Source organism: Pseudomonas iranensis, from assembly GCF_014268585.2.
Lineage (GTDB): Bacteria > Pseudomonadota > Gammaproteobacteria > Pseudomonadales > Pseudomonadaceae > Aquipseudomonas > Aquipseudomonas iranensis.
Genome location: NZ_CP077092.1, coordinates 5398339 through 5417097, shown reverse-complemented (window position 1 = coordinate 5417097; position 18759 = coordinate 5398339). Strand labels below are relative to the sequence as shown.

Annotated in this window: 14 protein-coding genes; 6 read left to right on the top strand and 8 right to left on the bottom strand. The window is 60.6% G+C overall.

The window, feature by feature from the left end; translation table 11 throughout:
- Positions 1–121 precede the first annotated feature (121 nt).
- The 3 genes from HU724_RS24395 (at position 122) to yjiA (ending at position 3531) form a co-directional block, all read left to right on the top strand.
- Positions 122–2188 (top strand): carbon starvation CstA family protein, encoded by a 2067-nt coding sequence (locus HU724_RS24395; protein ID WP_016773099.1) that lies wholly within the window; start codon positions 122–124, stop codon positions 2186–2188.
- Between the two features lie 15 nt (positions 2189–2203).
- On the top strand, positions 2204–2401 hold the full coding sequence (locus tag HU724_RS24390; protein WP_003228401.1) for a YbdD/YjiX family protein: 198 nt from the start codon (positions 2204–2206) through the stop codon (positions 2399–2401).
- A 152-nt stretch (positions 2402–2553) separates the two neighbouring features.
- Positions 2554–3531 (top strand): GTPase, encoded by a 978-nt coding sequence (gene yjiA / locus HU724_RS24385; protein ID WP_186569393.1) that lies wholly within the window; start codon positions 2554–2556, stop codon positions 3529–3531.
- Between the two features lie 113 nt (positions 3532–3644).
- On the opposite strand, the gene HU724_RS24380 is transcribed toward yjiA, so the two are convergent.
- Genes HU724_RS24380 through HU724_RS24370 form a run of 3 tightly spaced genes read right to left on the bottom strand, consistent with a single transcriptional unit; the run spans position 3645 to position 6435 of the window.
- Positions 3645–4349, bottom strand: coding sequence for a GntR family transcriptional regulator (locus tag HU724_RS24380; protein ID WP_186569392.1), 705 nt, complete (start codon positions 4347–4349; stop codon positions 3645–3647).
- 18 nt (positions 4350–4367) lie between these two features.
- Positions 4368–5072, bottom strand: a complete 705-nt coding sequence (locus HU724_RS24375) for a FadR/GntR family transcriptional regulator (RefSeq protein ID WP_133339103.1) — start codon at positions 5070–5072, stop codon at positions 4368–4370.
- A gap of 49 nt (positions 5073–5121) precedes the next feature.
- Entirely contained in the window at positions 5122–6435 is a 1314-nt protein-coding gene (locus HU724_RS24370; protein WP_110603140.1) for a C4-dicarboxylate transporter DctA, read from the bottom strand.
- Positions 6436–6584: 149 nt separating this feature from the next.
- Here HU724_RS24370 and HU724_RS24365 point away from each other — a divergent pair, with 149 nt between their 5' ends.
- Positions 6585–6761 (top strand): hypothetical protein, encoded by a 177-nt coding sequence (locus tag HU724_RS24365; protein ID WP_186569401.1) that lies wholly within the window; start codon positions 6585–6587, stop codon positions 6759–6761.
- Positions 6762–6768: 7 nt separating this feature from the next.
- Here the strand turns inward: HU724_RS24365 and glyA are convergent, their stop codons facing one another.
- Both glyA and morA read right to left on the bottom strand, forming a co-directional pair.
- Positions 6769–8022, bottom strand: coding sequence for a serine hydroxymethyltransferase (gene glyA / locus HU724_RS24360; protein ID WP_186569391.1), 1254 nt, complete (start codon positions 8020–8022; stop codon positions 6769–6771).
- Between the two features lie 231 nt (positions 8023–8253).
- Positions 8254–12102: a cyclic di-GMP receptor MorA gene (morA, locus tag HU724_RS24355; RefSeq protein ID WP_186569390.1), complete on the bottom strand. Its 3849-nt coding sequence runs from the start codon at positions 12100–12102 to the stop codon at positions 8254–8256.
- Between the two features lie 287 nt (positions 12103–12389).
- Here morA and ettA point away from each other — a divergent pair, with 287 nt between their 5' ends.
- Both ettA and gdhA read left to right on the top strand, forming a co-directional pair.
- Positions 12390–14054 carry an energy-dependent translational throttle protein EttA gene (ettA, locus tag HU724_RS24350; RefSeq protein WP_016773108.1) on the top strand — a complete coding sequence of 555 codons (1665 nt, stop codon included), beginning with the start codon at positions 12390–12392 and terminating at the stop codon, positions 14052–14054.
- A gap of 349 nt (positions 14055–14403) precedes the next feature.
- Positions 14404–15741, top strand: coding sequence for an NADP-specific glutamate dehydrogenase (gdhA, locus tag HU724_RS24345; RefSeq protein ID WP_186569389.1), 1338 nt, complete (start codon positions 14404–14406; stop codon positions 15739–15741).
- Here the strand turns inward: gdhA and HU724_RS24340 are convergent.
- From HU724_RS24340 to HU724_RS24330, 3 genes are all read right to left on the bottom strand, one after another.
- On the bottom strand, positions 15738–16232 hold the full coding sequence (locus tag HU724_RS24340) for a GreA/GreB family elongation factor (protein WP_186569388.1): 495 nt from the start codon (positions 16230–16232) through the stop codon (positions 15738–15740). The two genes, gdhA and HU724_RS24340, sit on opposite strands and share 4 nt — an antisense overlap.
- A 70-nt stretch (positions 16233–16302) precedes the next feature.
- Positions 16303–16659 (bottom strand): hypothetical protein, encoded by a 357-nt coding sequence (locus tag HU724_RS24335; RefSeq protein ID WP_186569387.1) that lies wholly within the window; start codon positions 16657–16659, stop codon positions 16303–16305.
- A 219-nt stretch (positions 16660–16878) separates the two neighbouring features.
- Complete coding sequence (locus HU724_RS24330; RefSeq protein ID WP_186569386.1) at positions 16879–18732, bottom strand: Lnb N-terminal periplasmic domain-containing protein; 1854 nt, start codon at positions 18730–18732, stop codon at positions 16879–16881.
- Positions 18733–18759 lie beyond the last annotated feature (27 nt).

Here is an 18759-nt window from a genome sequence, read left to right as displayed (position 1 = left end):
GAATGCGGGCGCCAGCCAATCGCTCAAGCGTCTAGACCTATGTCGGGGTATGGCCTTTGGCGCCGTAAGCGCTAAACTCGGGGTGGCTGTCTTTCTTGTCCACCCTGGCTGGAATAATAAAATGAAAAATAATAATAGCCTGCTGCGCCACTTACCCTGGCTCGTGCTGGCAATCGTAGGAGCGTGCGCCCTTGGCGTAGTGGCATTGCGCCGCGGCGAGGCGATCAACGCCTTGTGGATTGTGGTCGCTGCCGTGGCCATTTATCTGGTTGCGTACCGTTACTACAGTCTGTTCATCGCCAACAACGTGATGCAACTGGATCCGCGTCGGGCCACCCCCGCCGTGCTCAACAACGATGGTCTGGACTATGTGCCGACCAACAAACACATTCTTTTCGGTCACCACTTCGCGGCCATCGCTGGCGCGGGGCCACTGGTCGGTCCGGTGCTGGCGGCGCAGATGGGGTATCTGCCCGGCACACTCTGGCTGATTGCCGGTGTGGTGCTGGCGGGCGCGGTGCAGGACTTCATGGTCCTGTTCATGTCGACCCGACGCAACGGCCGTTCCCTGGGAGATATGGTGCGTGAAGAAATGGGCCGGATTCCCGGAACCATTGCACTGTTCGGCTGCTTCCTGATCATGATCATCATCCTCGCGGTGCTGGCGCTGATCGTGGTCAAGGCCCTCGCCGAGAGCCCGTGGGGCATCTTCACCGTGATGGCGACCATCCCGATCGCGATGTTCATGGGCATCTACATGCGCTACATCCGCCCGGGCCGCATCGGCGAAATCTCCGTGGTCGGTGTGTTGCTGCTGCTCGGCTCGATCTGGCTGGGCGGGCAGATCGCTGCCGATCCGGTATGGGCCAAAGCCTTTACCTTCACCGGTGTGCAGATTACCTGGATGCTGGTCGGCTATGGTTTCGTCGCTGCATCGCTGCCGGTTTGGCTGATCCTCGCGCCACGCGACTATCTGTCGACCTTCCTCAAGATCGGCACCATCGTCGCCCTGGCGATCGGCATCCTGATCACCATGCCCGAGCTGAAAATGCCGGCGCTGACCCAGTTCGTCGACGGCACCGGGCCGGTGTGGAAGGGCGGTCTGTTCCCGTTCCTGTTCATCACCATCGCCTGCGGCGCGGTATCGGGTTTCCACGCGCTGATCTCGTCGGGCACCACGCCGAAGCTGCTGGATAACGAAACCAACGCCCGCTACATCGGTTACGGCGGCATGCTGATGGAATCGTTCGTAGCGATCATGGCCATGGTTGCCGCTTCGGTGATCGAGCCAGGCGTGTACTTCGCCATGAACAGCCCGGCCGCAGTTGTCGGCAGTGACGTCGCTTCGGTGGCGCAGGTTGTCACCAGTTGGGGCTTTGCGATTACGCCGGAAGCGCTGCAAGCGGTTGCCCATGACATCGGCGAAACCACCATTCTGGCTCGCGCCGGTGGTGCGCCGACCCTGGCGGTCGGTATCGCACAGATCCTGCACAGTGTCCTGCCGGGTGAAAACACCATGGCGTTCTGGTACCACTTCGCGATCCTGTTCGAAGCGCTGTTCATCCTCACCGCTGTGGACGCCGGCACCCGTGCCGGACGCTTCATGCTGCAGGACCTGCTCGGCTCCTTCGTACCGGCGCTCAAACGCACCGAATCGTGGGGCGCCAACCTGATCGCCACCGCCGGTTGTGTGGCGATGTGGGGCTGGTTGCTGTATCAGGGCGTGATCGATCCACTGGGCGGCATCAACACCCTGTGGCCATTGTTCGGCATCTCCAACCAGATGCTCGCCGGTATCGCGCTGATGCTTGGCACCGTGGTCCTGATCAAGATGAAGCGCCAGCGCTACATCTGGGTCACCCTGTTGCCGGCCACCTGGCTGTTGATCTGCACCACCACTGCTGGCTTCATCAAGCTGTTCGACGCCAACCCGGCGATCGGCTTCCTGTCCCTGGCCAAGAAGTACAGCGATGCGCTGGCCAACGGTCAGGTGCTGGCGCCGGCGAAGAGCGTCGAGCAGATGCAGCACGTGATCTTCAACGCGTACACCAACGCCACACTCACCGCGCTGTTCCTGTTCGTGGTCTTCAGCATCCTGTTCTATGCGCTCAAGGTCGGCATCGCCGCCTGGGGCAAAAAAGAGCGTACGGATAAAGAATCGCCATTCCAGGCCCTGCCGGATGCGTAACCAGAGGATTGCAGCATGTTCAATGACCTGAGTCGCCTCGGTAAATACCTCGGTCAGGCCGCGCGCCTGATGGTCGGCATGCCCGACTACGACACCTACGTCGAGCATATGCAAACCAAACACCCGGACAAACCGGTGATGAGCTACGAGATGTTCTTTCGCGAACGTCAGGAAGCCCGTTACGGTGGCAAGGGTGGGCCGAAGTGCTGTTGAGCTGACAGCATCAGGTTGAGGTAATCCCCTGTGGGAGCGAGCCTGCTCGCGAATACGGAGTGTCAGTTGATGAAGGATTTGACTGACACACCGCTTTCGCGAGCAGGCTCGCTCCCACATTTGTTTTTGTGCTCTTTTCAGGAGATCGGTTTTTGTCTTCTCCCATTCCGGTAACGGTTCTCAGCGGTTTCCTCGGCGCCGGCAAGACCACCTTGCTGCGTCATTTATTGAAGGCCGAGCACGGCCTGAAAATCGCCGTGATCGAAAACGAATTCAGCGACGCCGGCATCGACACTCAGTTGCTGGGTGACGAGCCGGTGCAAGTCATGACTCTGGCCAACGGCTGCGTCTGCTGCACCATTCACACCGACTTGACCAAGGCGCTGTATTTGCTGCTCGAGCGCCTGGACAGCGGCGAGATCGCCTTCGACCGTCTGGTGATCGAGTGCACTGGCCTTGCCGATCCGGCGCCGGTGGCGCAGACCTTTTTCATCGATGAAGAGCTGCGCGAGCGTTACCTGCTCGACGGCATCATCACCCTGGTCGACGCCGCCCACGCCGACGTGCACCTGACGCAGACCATCGCCCAGGCGCAGATTGGTTTCGCCGATCGCTTGCTGGTGAGCAAGACCGACCTGGTCGATGAGGCGACGTTCACCGCGCTGAGCGAACGCCTTACGCGAATCAACCGCCGCGCGCCGATCCGCGTGGTCGAGCATGGCAACATCGATCTGGCCGAATTGCTGGATGTGCGTGGCTTCAACCTCAATGCTGACCTCGGCGGCGGTTTGAGCCTGCGCCCGGTGAGCAAGGCGCCGTCGATCGATCGCATCTTCAGCCTGGTGCTGCGCACCGATCAGGCGCTGGATATCGATCAGCTCAGCGAGTTCATGAACGAGTTGCTGGAAGAGCACGGCAAGCAATTGCTGCGCTACAAAGGCGTGCTGAACATTGCCGGCGAAGATCGGCGCCTGGTATTTCAGGGCGTGCTGAGACTCTATGGCTTCGACTGGGACACCGAATGGGCCGAGGGCGAGGCGCGCGAGAGTGTGATCGTGTTTATTTCCGATGACTTGCCGGAAGAGAAGATTCGGGCGGGGTTTGCCAGGGTAGCGGCGCAACAATCCTGATATTTCAACAGCTCAAAGGGCCTCTTCGCGAGCAGGCTCGCTCCCACAGTGGATTGCATTCCTCCTGACAGAATGCGGTCTTTTGTGGGAGCGAGCCTGCTCGCGAAGGCGATCTAGCCGACAGCACAATGCCCATGGTCAGAACCGAGCAGCGTCTGCTCAAGACGATCCAGATGCCGATCCATCAGCCTCCCGGCCTTGGAAACATCACCTCGCTCCACAATCTCAACCAACGCCAAATGCTCCTGCCATGCGCAACAACTGCGCGTCGGGCTCTGACTCCGCGCAATCGCCAGCGACGTCAACGGCACAAGGCTGCGCAGAAAATGCGCCAGCGGCAGATTTCCCGCCATCCGTGCCAACTGCAAATGAAACTCCCCCGATAACCGAATCGCTGCCCCGCGCCGAGCCTGCTCGATGGCGCCCTTCTCGCGCTCTATCAACGTGCGCAAACATTTCAGATCGTCTGGCTGCGGACGCTGACAGGCCAACCGCACCAAGGTGTTTTCAGCCAGCCGGCGCGCATGCAAGGTCTGCCGGATCAGCTCCCGATCAGGCGCGGCCACTCGTGGTCGATGATTGGCGCGCAATACCACGATCTGCTCGTGGGACAACTGCGTCAGCACCCGTCGTACATCGGCGCGGCCGGCGCCGAACATCGCTTGCAGACTGTCCTCGGTGAACCGGCTGCCTTCATCGATACGCTGTTCGAGAATCGCGTCGAACATTCGCGGATACAGATCTTCCATCGGCGTGCCCAAGCGAGAGACGGGCAGGGCGGTCGATTGCGCGTGGGTCGCTGAAGCGAAACTGTTCATGGCCGTTCTCCTGGCAAATCAGGTGGGCAGGTTGTCATCCGGAATATTCAGCTCGATGCCCATGCGCTGACCTTCGCGCAGAATGTGCCGGCGCATTTCGGCGCTGGCCTGAGCGCTGTTCTTGCTGCGGATCGCGCGGACTACGGCTTCGTTTTCTTCCAGGCGTTCGGCCAGATGTTCCGGGGAATTGCGCAACACTTCGGCGCTTTGCTTGAGCGCGTTACTGGTCTGCTGCACCACGCTCTGGAAAATCGGATTCGAGGTCAGCGTGAACAGTTCTTCGTGGAAAGCGATGTAGGCACTGACTCCGGCCTCACTGTCACCGGCCTCGAGGGCTTCGCGCATGTCCATCAGGGTCAGGCGCAACTGGCCGACTTCCTTGCTGCTGATCGATTGCGCGACCAGGCCAACGATGAACGGCTCAAGGGTGTAGCGCAGTTGCAGCACGTCTTCGAGACTGGCGCCGGCCACCGCGCTGTCGTGGCTCTGGCTGTCGCTGAGTTGCGCATCAAGGACGACTACGCCTTTGCCCGGCATCGAGCGCACCAGGCCGAGTGTTTCGAGGACAATCACCGCTTCGCGCAGGCTCGGTCGGCTGATGCCCAGCTGTTCGGCCAGTTCGCGCTGGCCCGGCAGCATGTCGCCGGAGCGCCATTGGCCACGGGCCAACGCGGCGCGGAGTTTTTCCACCACTGAGTTGACGACGGTTGAAGTTGTAATCACGTATTGGCTCCCTGCGCCGTGCCTGCGCATTGGCAGGCACGGCACTCATTCAGAATTCTTTCGCCGCCGCCTGAGCGACGGTTTTTCGCGGTTGAAAGTTATAGCCCTGTTCGCCGTTGAGCACCTTGTTCGCGCGCTGTACATCGATGTCCTTTTCCCAGCGGGCGATGGCCACGGTGGCGACGCAGTTGCCGATCAGATTGGTCAGCGCGCGGCCGATGCCCATGAACCAGTCCACGGCCAACACCAGCACCAGACCGACTACAGGAATCGCCGGGATCGCCGTCAGCGTCGCGGCGAGAATCACCAGCGCCGAACCGGGAATGCCGTGGGCGCCTTTGGAGGTGATCAGCGACACCAGCAGAATCGTCAGCAAATCGGTCATCGCCAGTGGCGTGCCGGTGGCGTTGGCGATGAACACGATGGCCAGGGTCAGGTAGATCGAGAAACCGTCGAGGTTGAACGAGTACCCGGTCGGGATCACCAGACCGACCGTCGAGCTGCCAATACCGAGGTGTTCGAGCTTGCGCATGATCTGTGGCAGCACGGCGTCGGAAGAGGCAGTGCCCATGACGATCAGCAGTTCTTCGCGCAGGTACTTGAGCAGCGGCCACATGCGCAGGCCGGAAACGCGCATCACCAGACCGAGGATCAGCGCGACGAAGGCGACGCAGGTCAGGTAGAACAGACCGACCAGACTGCCCAGGTGCTGCAGCGAGTCCAGGCCGTATTTGCTGGTAGTGAAGGCGATGGCACCGAACACGCCGATCGGCGCCAGCCGGACGATCATGCCCATGATGCGGAAGATCACGTGACTGAGTTCGTTGATCAGCCGCGAAATCCCGGAAGCGGCTTCGCCGACCAGATTCAGTGCACTGCCGAACAGCACCGAGAACAGCAGTACTTGCAGAATATTGTTGTCAGCGAAGGCGCCGATCACCGAGGTCGGGATCAGATCCATCAGAAATTGCGTGGTGGTGTGCATGTGCTGGCCGCGCTCGGCGAGGTCGCCCATGTCGGCGCTGGAGAGCTGCTCCAGATGAATGTTCGCGCCGCTGCCAATGCCGGTGCTGAAGGCGAACACCAGACCGATCACCAGAGCGATGGTGGTCAGCACTTCGAAATAGATCACCGACTTGAGGCCGATGCGTCCGACCTTCTTCAGATCGCCCGCGCCGCTGATGCCGCTGACCACCACACAGAACACGATCAGGCCAATGAGCATCTTGATCAGTTTGATGAAGCCATCGCCGAGCGGTTTCAGCTGGGCGGAGTATTCAGGAAGGGTCAGCCCGCAGACGATGCCGAGCATCAGTCCGAGAACCACTTGAAGGAAGATTGAGCGCGAGCACCATCTGAGCATGGGAGGAATCCTGGGTCGGTGTCCTGGCTGCCGTACGCGTGGCGCAGCGGATTCAGGACTTAATTATTGTGGTCTTACCGGTATGTCCAGTGCAGGCGCAGTCTAGGCTTGGGTTTTTCCTGAATACAAGGGGGAAGCATGAAATTGGCATGACCGGTCTGACCAGCGGCCAAAGCCGCGTAGGAGCTGCCGAAGGCTGCGATCTTTTGATCTTGTTTTTAAAATCCAGATCAAAAGATCGCAGCCTTCGGCAGCTCCTACAGGTGAATTGCAGGCGAAAAAAAACCGGCCAATTACCTGGCCGGTTTTTCATGCTGCGGGTTTAACGTCGCATCAAGCGCCGTACACCGGCAGTTTCTTGCAGATGGCTTTGACTTTCTCGCGAACGGCGTCGATCACCGCTTCGTTGTTCAGGTCAGCCAGGATGTCGCAGATCCAGCCAGCCAGCTCTTTGCACTCGGCCTCTTTGAAACCGCGGGTGGTCACAGCCGGAGTACCGAAGCGCAGGCCGGAGGTAACGAACGGCGAGCGTGGATCGTTAGGCACGGAGTTCTTGTTCACGGTGATGAACGCTTTGCCCAGAGCGGCGTCGGCGTCTTTACCGGAGATGTCCTGCTTGATCAGCGACAGCAGGAACAGGTGGTTCTTGGTACCGCCGGATACTACGTCGAAACCGCGCGCGATGAACACTTCGGCCATGGCCTGAGCATTCTTCACCACTTGTTCCTGGTAAGCCTTGAACTCTGGCTGCAGCGCTTCCTTGAAGCAGATTGCCTTGGCGGCGATCACGTGCTCCAGCGGACCACCCTGGGCGCCCGGGAATACTGCGGAGTTGAGCTTCTTCTCGATCTCGGCGTTGGCGCGAGCCAGGATCAGACCGCCACGTGGACCGCGCAGGGTCTTGTGCGTGGTGGTGGTCACGACGTCAGCGAACGGCACCGGGTTCGGATAGACACCAGCGGCAACCAGACCAGCGACGTGAGCCATGTCGACGAACAGGTAAGCGCCGACCTTGTCAGCGATTTCGCGGAAGCGCGGGAAGTCGAGAATCTGCGAGTAGGCCGAGAAACCGGCAACGATCATTTTCGGCTTGTGCTCGACCGCCAGGCGCTCGACTTCGTCGTAGTCGATCAGGCCGTTGGCATCGATACCGTATTGAACGGCGTTGTACAGCTTGCCCGAGGAGGAAACGCTGGCGCCGTGGGTCAGGTGACCACCGTGGGCCAGGCTCATGCCCAGAATGGTGTCGCCACCTTGCAGCAGAGCCAGGTAAACAGCGGCGTTGGCCTGGGAACCGGCGTGCGGCTGAACGTTGGCGTAATCGGCGCCGAACAGTTCCTTGGCGCGGTCGATGGCCAGTTGTTCAACCACGTCCACGTATTCGCAACCACCGTAGTAACGCTTGCCCGGATAGCCTTCGGCGTACTTGTTGGTCAGGACCGAGCCTTGAGCTTCCATCACCGCTGGGCTGGTGTAGTTTTCCGAAGCGATCAGCTCAATGTGTTCTTCCTGACGCTGAGCTTCTTGCTCCATGGCGGCAAAAAGGTCGGCGTCGTACTTGGCAATAGTCAAATCACGGCTGAACATGGCGGTCCTCAAGGATCGGGGGCAGAAAAGGGGGGCATTCTAACCCAACCGCTTTTGGATGACATATGAAACGACGTCATGTCGCAGACAAGTGGCGTTCATGACAGATGTGCGGTGCTTTTGCCGGCCCCTTCGCGAGCAGGCTCGCTCCCACAGGAGAATGCATTGCAGCAAGGGAATGCATCTCAAATGTGGGAGCGAGCCTGCTCGCGAAGGCCGCGCCGCAGATCTTCAGTCGAACATGAACAGCGCATCGTTACAGAACTGCGCTTCAAACCGCCCCGCCGGCATTGGCCGGCCGAACAGATATCCCTGCACCTCATCGCAGCCATGCTCACGCAGGAAGTCCAGTTGCTCGTGGGTCTCCACACCCTCGGCAATCACCGCAAGATTCAGGCTGTGAGCCATGGCGATGATCGCCCTGGCGATCTGCGCGTCCTGCTCGCCGGACGGCAGGCCGTCGACGAAAGTACGGTCGATCTTCAGCACGTCGATCGGGAATTGCTTGAGGTAGTTCAGCGATGAATAACCGGTGCCGAAGTCGTCGACCGCGATGCTCAGGCCGAGGTTTTTCAGCCCGGCAAGAATCTGCATCGCCTCGCTGACTTCGCGCATCAGGATGCTTTCGGTCAGTTCCAGCTCCAGACACGCCGGCGGCAGGCCGGTTTCGCGCAGGATCGTCGCGATTCGCGTGCCCAACTGGCCGTCGGAGAACTGCCGTGCGGAAATGTTCACCGACACCTTCGGCACCCGCACCCGTTGCTGGTGCCAGGTTTTCAGCTGTCGACAGGCCTCGCTGATGACCCAGTCGCCAACGTCCACCACCAGGCCGAGCTCTTCCAGCACCGGAATGAAATCCCCCGGCGGCACCAGCCCGCGACGCGGATGGCGCCAGCGCAGCAGCGCTTCGGCGCCGGTCAGGCGCTTGCCGTCGCCACTGAACTGCGGCTGGTAATACAGGACGAATTCGTTCTGCTCCAGCGCATGGCGCAGATCGCTTTCCAGTTCCAGACGCTCCAGCGCACTGGCGTTCATGTCGGCCTGATAGAACTGGAAGTTGTTCTTGCCGCGTTCCTTGGCGTGATACATCGCCGTGTCGGCGTTTTTCATCAACTGGCTGAGTTCGTTGCCGTCCTGCGGACTCAGGGCGATGCCGATACTGGCGGTGACGAAAAACTCGCGCCCCTCGAGCACGAACGGCCGCACCAGGCTGGCGAGAATCTGCTCGGCCACGTGAATTGCCCGGTTCAGCGCCAGTTCGCGATTGGAGCGATGCTGCAACAGCAAGGTGAATTCGTCGCCGCCCATGCGCGCCACGGTGTCATCGTCATCGACGCAGGCCAGCAGGCGCGTGGCCATGTCCTTGAGCATGCGGTCGCCGGCGGCGTGGCCCAAAGAGTCGTTGATCGGTTTGAAACGGTCGAGGTCAAGGAACATCAGCACCACCCACGACTTCTGCCGTTCGGCCGCTTGCAGCGCGGTGTGCAGACGATCCTGGAACAGCGTGCGGTTCGGCAGGTGGGTGAGGGCGTCGTAATAGGCGAGGCGGTGGATGCGCTGCTCGCTGGCCTTACGCTCGCTGATGTCGCTGAAGAAACACACGTAACTGGCCAGATCGCCCTCATCGTCGAGCACGGCAGTAATGCCGACCCACGCCGGGTAATGTTCGCCGTTACGGCGCTTCATCCACACTTCGCCTTCCCAGGTGCTGTGCTCGTGCAACTGCTTGAGCACGTAGCGCAAGTGCGCGTCCTGCTGCTCGTCGACAGTGAGCATGTTCGGCAACTGGTCGAGCACTTCGCCGACGCTGTAGCCGCTGACCCGACTGAACGCTTCGTTGGCCTGGACGATGTAGCCGGCCGGATCGGTGATCAGGATCGCCGAAGTCGAGTGCTCGAATACCGTGGCGGCCATGCGCAAATCTTTTTCGGCACGGCGCTGCTGGCTGATATCGCGACCGACGCCGAGCACGCCTTCGAACGCGCCGTGTTCGTCCCACACCAGCACCAGGCGCAGTTCGATCGGAATCTTGCGACCGTCGGCGCGCAGGCAATCGAAGAGGAACAGCTGCGTTTGCACCTGACTGCGCAGCAATGCCAGTTGCTCGGGCTTGTCCAGCGCTTTGCTGACGCGGTCCATCAGCACATGAATGCCGTTCAGTTGGCTCGGATTGGCGATGGTCGATTGCCAGCCGTTCTGGAAAATCCAGTCGGCGTTGTAACCGAGCACGGCCTGCACCGACGGGCTGACATAGTTCAGCGAGAGCTTGCTGTCGGTGGAGAAAATCACGTCGCTGATGCTTTCGGCGAGCATGCGGTAACGCTGCTCGCTGTCACGCAGCGATTCACTGGCCTCGATCTGTTCGGTGATGTCCTTGGCCACGCCGATGATCCGCGTGACCTGATCATGCTTGTCCCGCGCCAGCGCCTGTTCACGGATGTCGAAGCGCCGCCACTTGCCGTCGCGATGACGGAAGCGCAATTGGCATTGCAACAACTGGCTGTAACCGGCGTGACGCTGCAACTGCCGCGAGCGATGGTAATAGTCGGCATCTTCCGGGTGCAGGAGGATTTCCCAGAAGTACTCGCCCATCTGATGCAGTTCGGTGCGGTTGTAGCCCAGGGTCTGGCCGAGGTGGTGGTTGCTGAAAATCATCCGCTGGCTGATCACGTCCTGCACATACAGATGATCGGGCACGGTGCGCACCACGTCCGACCAGAAGCCTTCACGCTCCAGCAGCGACAGTTCGATCAGCTTGCGGCTGGTGATGTCGTTGATGCTGAGGATCACCGCTTTATAGTCGTGCTGCTCGCTCGGCAGGCGCAAAACCATCCACAGATGCTGGTCGCGACCGTTGCTGTTGGGCAGTTTGATTTCCAGTTCCAGCTGTTTCTGCTGCTGCAGGACGGCGTCGAGGATCTGCTGACCGATCGCGCACTGCGGACGGCGCTGGCCATCGATCAGCAGTTGCCAGGCATCGTCGCAGGAGTGCACATCGAGCAGTTGCAGGGCGACCTGGTTGACTTCGGTGACGCGCATTTCCGCGAGCAACTGCTGGCGCTGCTGCGGTTGGTCGAGCCAGGCCTTGAGCTGGTCGCTGGTCTGAATCTGCGCCTTCTCGAACATCTGCTTGAGGCCGGACAGGTCGAGTACGCACAAGGCCACGCCGGTGCCTTCGAAAATATCCTGATAACGCCGCCGGCCTTCATGCACCTGGCGCTGACGCCGACGCATGTTCAGCAGCGCGATCACCGGCAACATCGAAAACGCCAGGCCGAGCAGGCATTTGCCGATGAACGCTGGCAGCAACTCTTCAAGGACGCGCTGGCGGTCGAACAGCCCGCGCAGTTGCCAATCGCTGCTGCTCAGCGGCACGGTCAGCACGGTGTTGGCGACATCGTCGGGCGTCAGCCCGCCAGCCTTGGTCGAGGGCAGCCCTGCTTCGCGGCTGATGATCTGGTGATTGAGGCGGTTTTCCACCAGCCACAACGGGCGCAGGGCGGTGGCGTCCTGTTTGGTCAGCGAGTCGAAGAAGGTTGGCGTCAGGCGCAAGGCCCAGTAACCGCGACTGCTGCCGCTGGCCTGATGCAGTAGTAGATGCACCACCGAGCCGTCATCGGCATTGCTGAAGTAATGCGCCTGGGCACGGCTGCGGCGCACCAGTTCAGTCAGGTAATCGGCGTCGGAACTGTCGGTGGCGCTGTCGCTGATGATCCGGCCGGAGGGCGAGAGCAGGGCCATGCTGCGCAGATCGGGCAGCGAACGCTGCAACTTGCGCAGGAGCATCTGCTGTTCGTCGGCGGTTTGCGGTTGTTCGACGATCGGTAGCAGATTGAGGGCGATTTGCGCGTTCAGCGCCATGTTCAGGCTGACCTGAGCGGCGAGGTCGGCGGTGTAGTCGATGGTGTATTGGCGCTGATTTTTCTGGGTTTCGCGCAATTGATCGAGCAGTTGCCAGAACAGCAACGCGAGCAATAACAGCACGAGGGTGGCCAGCGCCCCCTTCAATGTCCCGCGCAGGGGCGAGCCGGGCGCCGGTGGGGTGCTGCTCACAGAGGCTGGCGGAGTGACATTGGTCAAGCTGTGATCCTGCGATTTGGCTGGACTGGCGCGACGTGCACTATAAGCCGGACGCCCGAAGGGCGGCTAGCATGCCTTGACTCGTGGCTAAGTGCCAGCCCCTCTCGGCTGGACTGCCTTCCAGCATTAAGGTAGCTTTGCCGGTTAGACCGGGGGCGTTCCAGCCCCTACAATCAGACTTTTTCCAGCGCGCACGCATTGATCGCGATCAAGTGAACGACGCGCACAGTCTGGCCAGGCATCGCCTGCGCTCCAATCATTCATCTGTCACTGACCCAAGGTTCTCCATGGCTCAATACGTCTTCACCATGCATCGGCTGGGCAAAGTTGTTCCGCCGAAGCGGGAAATCCTCAAGAACATTTCGCTGTCCTTCTTCCCCGGCGCCAAGATCGGCGTGCTCGGCCTCAACGGTTCGGGTAAATCCACGCTGCTGAAAATCATGGCCGGCGTCGACACCGAGTTCGAAGGCGAAGCCCGTCCGATGCCGGACCTGAACATCGGTTACCTGCCGCAAGAGCCGCAGCTCGACCCAGCCAAGACCGTACGTGAAGTGGTCGAGGAAGCGGTCAGCGTGATCAAGGATGCGCAAGCGCGCCTGGACGAGGTCTACGCGGCCTACGCCGACCCGGATGCCGACTTCGACAAGCTTGCTGCTGAACAGGCCAAGCTCGAAGCGATCCTTCAGGCCAGCGACGGCCACAACCTCGAGCGCCAACTGGAAGTCGCCGCCGATGCACTGCGTCTGCCGGCCTGGGACGCCAAGGTCGAACACCTGTCCGGTGGTGAAAAACGTCGCGTCGCCCTGTGCCGTCTGCTGCTGTCCGCGCCAGACATGCTGCTGCTCGACGAACCGACCAACCACTTGGACGCCGATTCGGTGGCATGGCTGGAGCATTTCCTCCACGACTTCCCGGGCACCGTGGTCGCGATCACGCACGACCGTTACTTCCTCGACAACGTCGCCGGCTGGATTCTGGAACTCGACCGCGGCGCGGGCATTCCTTACGAGGGCAACTATTCGGGCTGGCTCGAAGCCAAGTCCGATCGTCTGGCCCAGGAATCCAAGCAGCAGTCGGCTCATGAAAAAGCCATGAAAGAAGAACTGGAATGGGTGCGCAAAGGCGCCAAGGCCCGCCAGTCGAAGTCCAAGGCACGTCTGCAACGCTTCGAAGAAATGCAATCGCAGGAATTCCAGAAGCGCAGCGAGACCAACGAGATCTACATCCCGGCCGGTCCACGCCTGGGCGACAAGGTCATCGAATTCAAGAACGTCACCAAGGGCTACGGCGATCGCGTGCTGATCGACAACCTGTCGTTCTCCATGCCGAAGGGCGCCATCGTCGGCGTGATCGGCGGTAACGGTGCCGGTAAATCGACGCTGTTCCGCATGCTGATGGGCAAGGAAACCCCGGATTCGGGCAGCATCGAAATCGGTGAAACCGTGCAACTGGCCTGCGTCGATCAGAGCCGCGAAGACCTCGACGGCAGCAAGACCGTGTTCCAGCAGATTTCCGACGGTTCCGACCAGATCCGCATCGGCAACTATGAGATCCCGTCGCGCACTTATGTCGGTCGCTTCAACTTCAAGGGCGGCGATCAGCAGAAGTTCGTCAAGGATCTGTCCGGCGGTGAGCGCGGTCGTCTGCACCTGGCGCTGACCCTGAAGGAGGGCGGTAACGTCCTGCTGCTCGACGAACCGTCCAACGACCTCGACGTGGAAACCCTGCGTTCGCTGGAAGAAGCCCTGCTGGACTTCCCGGGCGCCGCCATTGTGATCTCTCACGATCGGTGGTTCCTTGACCGTGTCGCCACGCACATCCTGGCGTACGAAGACGACTCGCAAGCGGTGTTCTTCGAAGGCAACTACACCGAGTACGAAGCCGACCGCAAAAAACGCCTCGGCGAAGCAGCGGCCCAGCCACACCGGGTACGTCACAAGAAACTGGCCTGATATCGGGTTGGTTGCATGAGAGAGCGGAGCCTTCGGGCTCCGTTTTTTTGCCTGAGTTTTTCAGTCAACCCAGGCGCGGCGATTCGCGAGCAGGCTCGCTCCCACAGGGGTAACGCATTCCAAATGTGGGAGCGAGCCTGCTCGCGAAGACGGTGTAACTGTTGGTGCAAGTCTTGAATCTGTGCTCCCCACTCAGGTGCAAAAACGGATCAAAACCCCCTCGGATTTATATCCTGTGCACCATTTAATTTCATAACTGCGACATTTTGCTCTGTTCCTGTGCGCAATTCGTTTGTTACAGTCCGGCCCAATCTCCTCCAACGACAATAAATTTGCCGAGACTTTGCCCATGATCGAATCCGTCGAATCCTTCCTTGCGCGCCTGAAAAAACGCGACCCGGATCAACCCGAATTCCACCAGGCTGTCGAAGAAGTCCTGCGCAGTCTTTGGCCGTTTCTCGAAGCTAATCCGCATTACCTGACTTCGGGCATTCTCGAGCGTATCTGCGAGCCGGAGCGCGCGCTGGTGTTCCGGGTGTCGTGGGTCGACGATCAGGGCAAGGTCCAGGTCAATCGCGGCTTCCGTATCCAGATGAACAGCGCCATCGGCCCGTACAAGGGTGGCTTGCGTTTTCATCCGTCGGTGAACCTCGGCGTGCTGAAATTTCTTGCCTTCGAGCAGACCTTCAAGAACTCGCTGACGTCCCTGCCCATGGGCGGCGGCAAGGGCGGTTCGGACTTCGATCCCAAGGGCAAGAGCGATGCTGAAGTCATGCGTTTCTGCCAGGCGTTCATGAGCGAGCTGTATCGCCACATCGGTGCCGACGTCGACGTGCCGGCCGGTGACATCGGCGTCGGTGCGCGGGAGATCGGTTTCCTGTTTGGCCAGTACAAGCGCCTGAGCAACCAGTTCACCAGCGTCCTCACCGGCAAGGGCATGACCTACGGCGGCAGCCTGATTCGCCCGGAAGCCACCGGTTTCGGCTGCGTGTACTTCGCCGAAGAAATGCTCAAGCGCCGCGGGCAGAGCGTGGAAGGCAAGCGCGTGGCGATTTCCGGTTCCGGCAACGTTGCCCAGTACGCGGCGCGCAAAGTGATGGACCTGGGCGGCAAAGTGATTTCCCTGTCCGACTCCGAAGGCACGCTGTACTGCGAAGCAGGATTGAGCGAAGCACAGTGGCTGGCGCTGCTGGAACTGAAAAACATCAAACGCGGGCGCATCAGCGAACTGGCGAGCGCCCATGGTCTGGAATTCCGCGCTGGCCAGCATCCATGGTCGTTGGCGTGCGACATCGCTCTGCCCTGCGCGACACAGAACGAACTCGACGCCGAGGCTGCGCGCACTCTACTGCGCAATGGCTGCGTCTGTGTGGCCGAAGGCGCGAACATGCCGACCACGCTGGAGGCTGTGGATATCTTTATCGAGGGCGGCATTCTGTTCGCACCGGGCAAGGCGTCGAATGCGGGCGGTGTTGCCGTGAGTGGTCTGGAAATGTCGCAGAACGCCATGCGCCTGCTGTGGACCGCGGGCGAGGTGGACAGCAAGCTGCACGCGATCATGCAGTCGATCCACCACGCCTGCGTGCATTACGGCCAAGACAACGGTCAGATCAATTACGTCAAAGGCGCGAACATTGCCGGCTTCGTCAAAGTCGCCGATGCGATGTTGGCGCAAGGCGTGGTTTAAGCCGGTTCGATGCGGATCACTTCGATCAGTTGATCGCCGGCAGGCCGCTGCCACAGCACTTCATCGTTGAGCCGGGCGCCGAGCAAGGCCCGGCCCAGCGGTGAGGCCCAGTTGATCAGGCCCTGACTGGCGTCGGCCTGATCCTCGCCGACCAGTTGCACGCGGTGTTCAGTGTCGTGTTCATCGGCAAAAGTCACCCAGCTACCGATCTGCACCTTGTCGGTGGAAGTCGCAGCGACTGCGACTTGGGCGCTGCTCAGGCGTTGAGTGAAATAACGCAGATCCCGTTGTAGATCGGCGAGACGTTGTTTGTCGGCCTGCTCGCCCTTGGCCGTTTGCTCAGCGTGCAGGCTTTGCAGCTCGGTGACTTTCGCCTGCAATTGCGCCAGACCTTGCGGGGTGACGTAGTTGGGCTGCGTGCTGACGTGACGTTCGACCGGCTGATCGGCCTGCGCGGCGGCGTTGTCTTCGTTGACGAATGCGCGACTCATGAAGTCCTCCTGTTAAAGGATTTGGGCCATGGTTGCCGGCATTTGGTTTCAACGGATGTCTGCAAACGACCTATTGCGAGCGATAAGCCCGCCCGACGTCCTGGTCCTTCTGCTGCTGCCAGGCGCGTTCGCGTTCGTCCCAATGTTCGTTACGATATTGCTCGCGATCCCTGTTTTCCAGCATCGCCTGACATTGGCGGAAGCCGTCGACCCAGCCGTCGGCGTATTGCTGATCCTTGAGATAGCGCGGCACGTTCTTGCGAAACTCGCCGCTGATCGAGCCCGCCGCTTGCCGGCCGCTGATGCAACCGTCATCGAAGCCGTCGGCGAAGGCCGGTGGATAACCCTTGGCAACCAAGTCTTCATGGGTGGTCTGGCAACCGCCCAGCGCCAATACAACACCCAACAACCCCACGCACCGCCACATCGCACTCTCCCGCGCCGATACTCGGCTCATAAGGAAAGTCTAGAAGGGGATTCATGAGGCGGCTGTCGAAGGCCTGTGAAAAATCCATTGCACACCACAAAGCCCCTGTGGGAGCGAGCCTGCTCGCGAAGGCGTCGTGTCAGGCAACACTACTATTGTCTGACCCACCGTTTTCGCGAGCAGGCTCGCTCCCACATTGGTTTGTGCTGTGTGCGGGGATCAGTAGTGATACCACTTCACTTCAAGCATGACTTCTGTTTCCGGGCTGGCAAGTTGGCTGAATTCGCGTTGAGCGCTCAGGCGCAAACCGAGGTTGCGCGACAGCTCCCACTGCTGATTCAGGCTCAGGCTGCGGCGTACTTCGCCGTTGAAGAAGTAGTCGCCCTTGGCTTCCAGGCTCAGATTGCCCAGCGGGTTTTTCCACAGCACGCCGGTATTGAAGCCACCGGCCGGGGAAACAAACTCGGCGAAGTCGTTGTTGTGTTCCACGCGCACCGTGCCCAGCGCGAAGCCGAGCACGTCTTCGCCCAACTGCCACGTGCCGCCGCCGCCACCGTTGACATGGCTGACCAGCGTTTCGTCGTCATGCTTTCCCGGCACCCGCTCAAGGCCACCGGTGACTTGCCACGACAATGGTTGCAGCAGCTCGTTGCGCGGTGTCAGCGAGCGAATGGTCGCCAGATCCAGTTGCTGCAACTGCCAGTCATTGCCTTCGTACTGGCGCAGCTTCAGTTGCAGGATCTCGATCTGCGCGCCGAGGGGGAAGCTTTCGGCGTTGTCATTGAGGTCGTGATAAGCCATGCGCAGGCCATATTCGCCGAACGCGCGATCGCCGCGCGTACCGAGGCCGGCCTGCCAGGTGCGGGACTCGTGGCCATCTTCGGGCAGACCGGGTTGCGGAATTTCCAGCTCCGGCGCCGGGTTCTTGTTGATCGCCCGCAGCAGTTCGAAACTGCGCTGCGCTCGTTGCGGGTCGCGCTCCTGACCGTTGGCGCGGTAGCGCTCCAGACGATAGGCGGCGTCGACGATCAGCGCCTGACGTGCGCGCGGCAGGGCTTTGAACGTTGGCTCTTGCAGGACTTTTTGATCGGCGCTGACTTTCAGCACCCATTGCTGTTCATCATCGCTCAACGGCTCGGCGCGGCTGAGCAGCTCACGTTCGCGGGACGGGCGATATTCGATGTGCTCGACCAACCCGGCCTCTTTCACCGCTTTGACGGTGTCGGTCGGGATCGCGGTCAGCGGGAATTGTTCGGTCAGGCGCAGGCTCGGCCGCGCCACTTGCAGCAATTCCAGCAAGCGATAAGAGCAGTTTTCGTCGAAGAAGAAATAGTCGAACTGGATCTGCTTGAGCTCCCACACATGTTCGACCATGCGTGCGGTTTCTTCCTGGGTCAGGTTGAGGCGGTATTCCCACAGGTCACGGTTTTCCAGGCTGCGGTATTCCGAGAGTTTTTCCTGATACGGCACCAGCGCAAACAGCCCCGGATAGCCGCCCATCAAGCCTTTCCAGGCGTAGAGAATGCTGTTGTCGGAGCCTTCGATATAGGCGCCGAAGTTGATCGCGTAGCTGAGCAGCGAAGTCTTGTCGGCTTGTACATCGGCCTGATCGATGCGCAACAGGGTGTGGCCGAACATCGACGAAGGACTGTTGAGGTAGGCGGCCGGGAAAATCATCACCGCGCTGTGCGGCGAGACGTCCTTGAACCATTGCTTGTATTCGGCGCATTCGGGTGCTGGCAGGTCGGCGAGATTGAGCTGCGCTTTCAGCCAGCGTGTACGCGCCGGGTATACGCATTGTGCGTGTTGCTCGCCGAGGCTGGCCGGGGCGTACAGCGCCTGCACGGTGGCGGCCAGTTCGCGGTCCGGATGCTCGTTGCCATCGGCGGCGAGAAAAAACTTCTTGTCGCTGACATAGCTGCGCCAGCCGCCGAGCTTGGCGGTTTCGTAATGACCGAGGGAAATCCAGAAGCGGTCGTTGGCCAGTTGCTGCAAACGTTGAGGATCGATGTGAGGCGCGGCGGACAGCGGGGCGCAGACACAGAGCGCCAGCCAGGCAAGGCGTTTGAGCATAGTCGGCAACTTGAACAGGAAAGAAAT

Bases quoted from the DNA above. Each gene is read 5' to 3' on its own strand.
- HU724_RS24365 (WP_186569401.1), top strand. From the start codon at position 6,585: ATGACCGGTCTGACCAGCGGCCAAAGCCGCGTAGGAGCTGCCGAAGGC.
- ettA (WP_016773108.1), top strand. From the start codon at position 12,390: ATGGCTCAATACGTCTTCACCATGCATCGGCTGGGCAAAGTTGTTCCG.
- HU724_RS24370 (WP_110603140.1), bottom strand. From the start codon at position 6,435: ATGCTCAGATGGTGCTCGCGCTCAATCTTCCTTCAAGTGGTTCTCGGA.
- gdhA (WP_186569389.1), top strand. From the start codon at position 14,404: ATGATCGAATCCGTCGAATCCTTCCTTGCGCGCCTGAAAAAACGCGAC.
- HU724_RS24335 (WP_186569387.1), bottom strand. From the start codon at position 16,659: ATGTGGCGGTGCGTGGGGTTGTTGGGTGTTGTATTGGCGCTGGGCGGT.
- glyA (WP_186569391.1), bottom strand. From the start codon at position 8,022: ATGTTCAGCCGTGATTTGACTATTGCCAAGTACGACGCCGACCTTTTT.
- HU724_RS24340 (WP_186569388.1), bottom strand. From the start codon at position 16,232: ATGAGTCGCGCATTCGTCAACGAAGACAACGCCGCCGCGCAGGCCGAT.
- HU724_RS24395 (WP_016773099.1), top strand. From the start codon at position 122: ATGAAAAATAATAATAGCCTGCTGCGCCACTTACCCTGGCTCGTGCTG.
- HU724_RS24380 (WP_186569392.1), bottom strand. From the start codon at position 4,349: ATGAACAGTTTCGCTTCAGCGACCCACGCGCAATCGACCGCCCTGCCC.
- HU724_RS24390 (WP_003228401.1), top strand. From the start codon at position 2,204: ATGTTCAATGACCTGAGTCGCCTCGGTAAATACCTCGGTCAGGCCGCG.
- HU724_RS24330 (WP_186569386.1), bottom strand. From the start codon at position 18,732: ATGCTCAAACGCCTTGCCTGGCTGGCGCTCTGTGTCTGCGCCCCGCTG.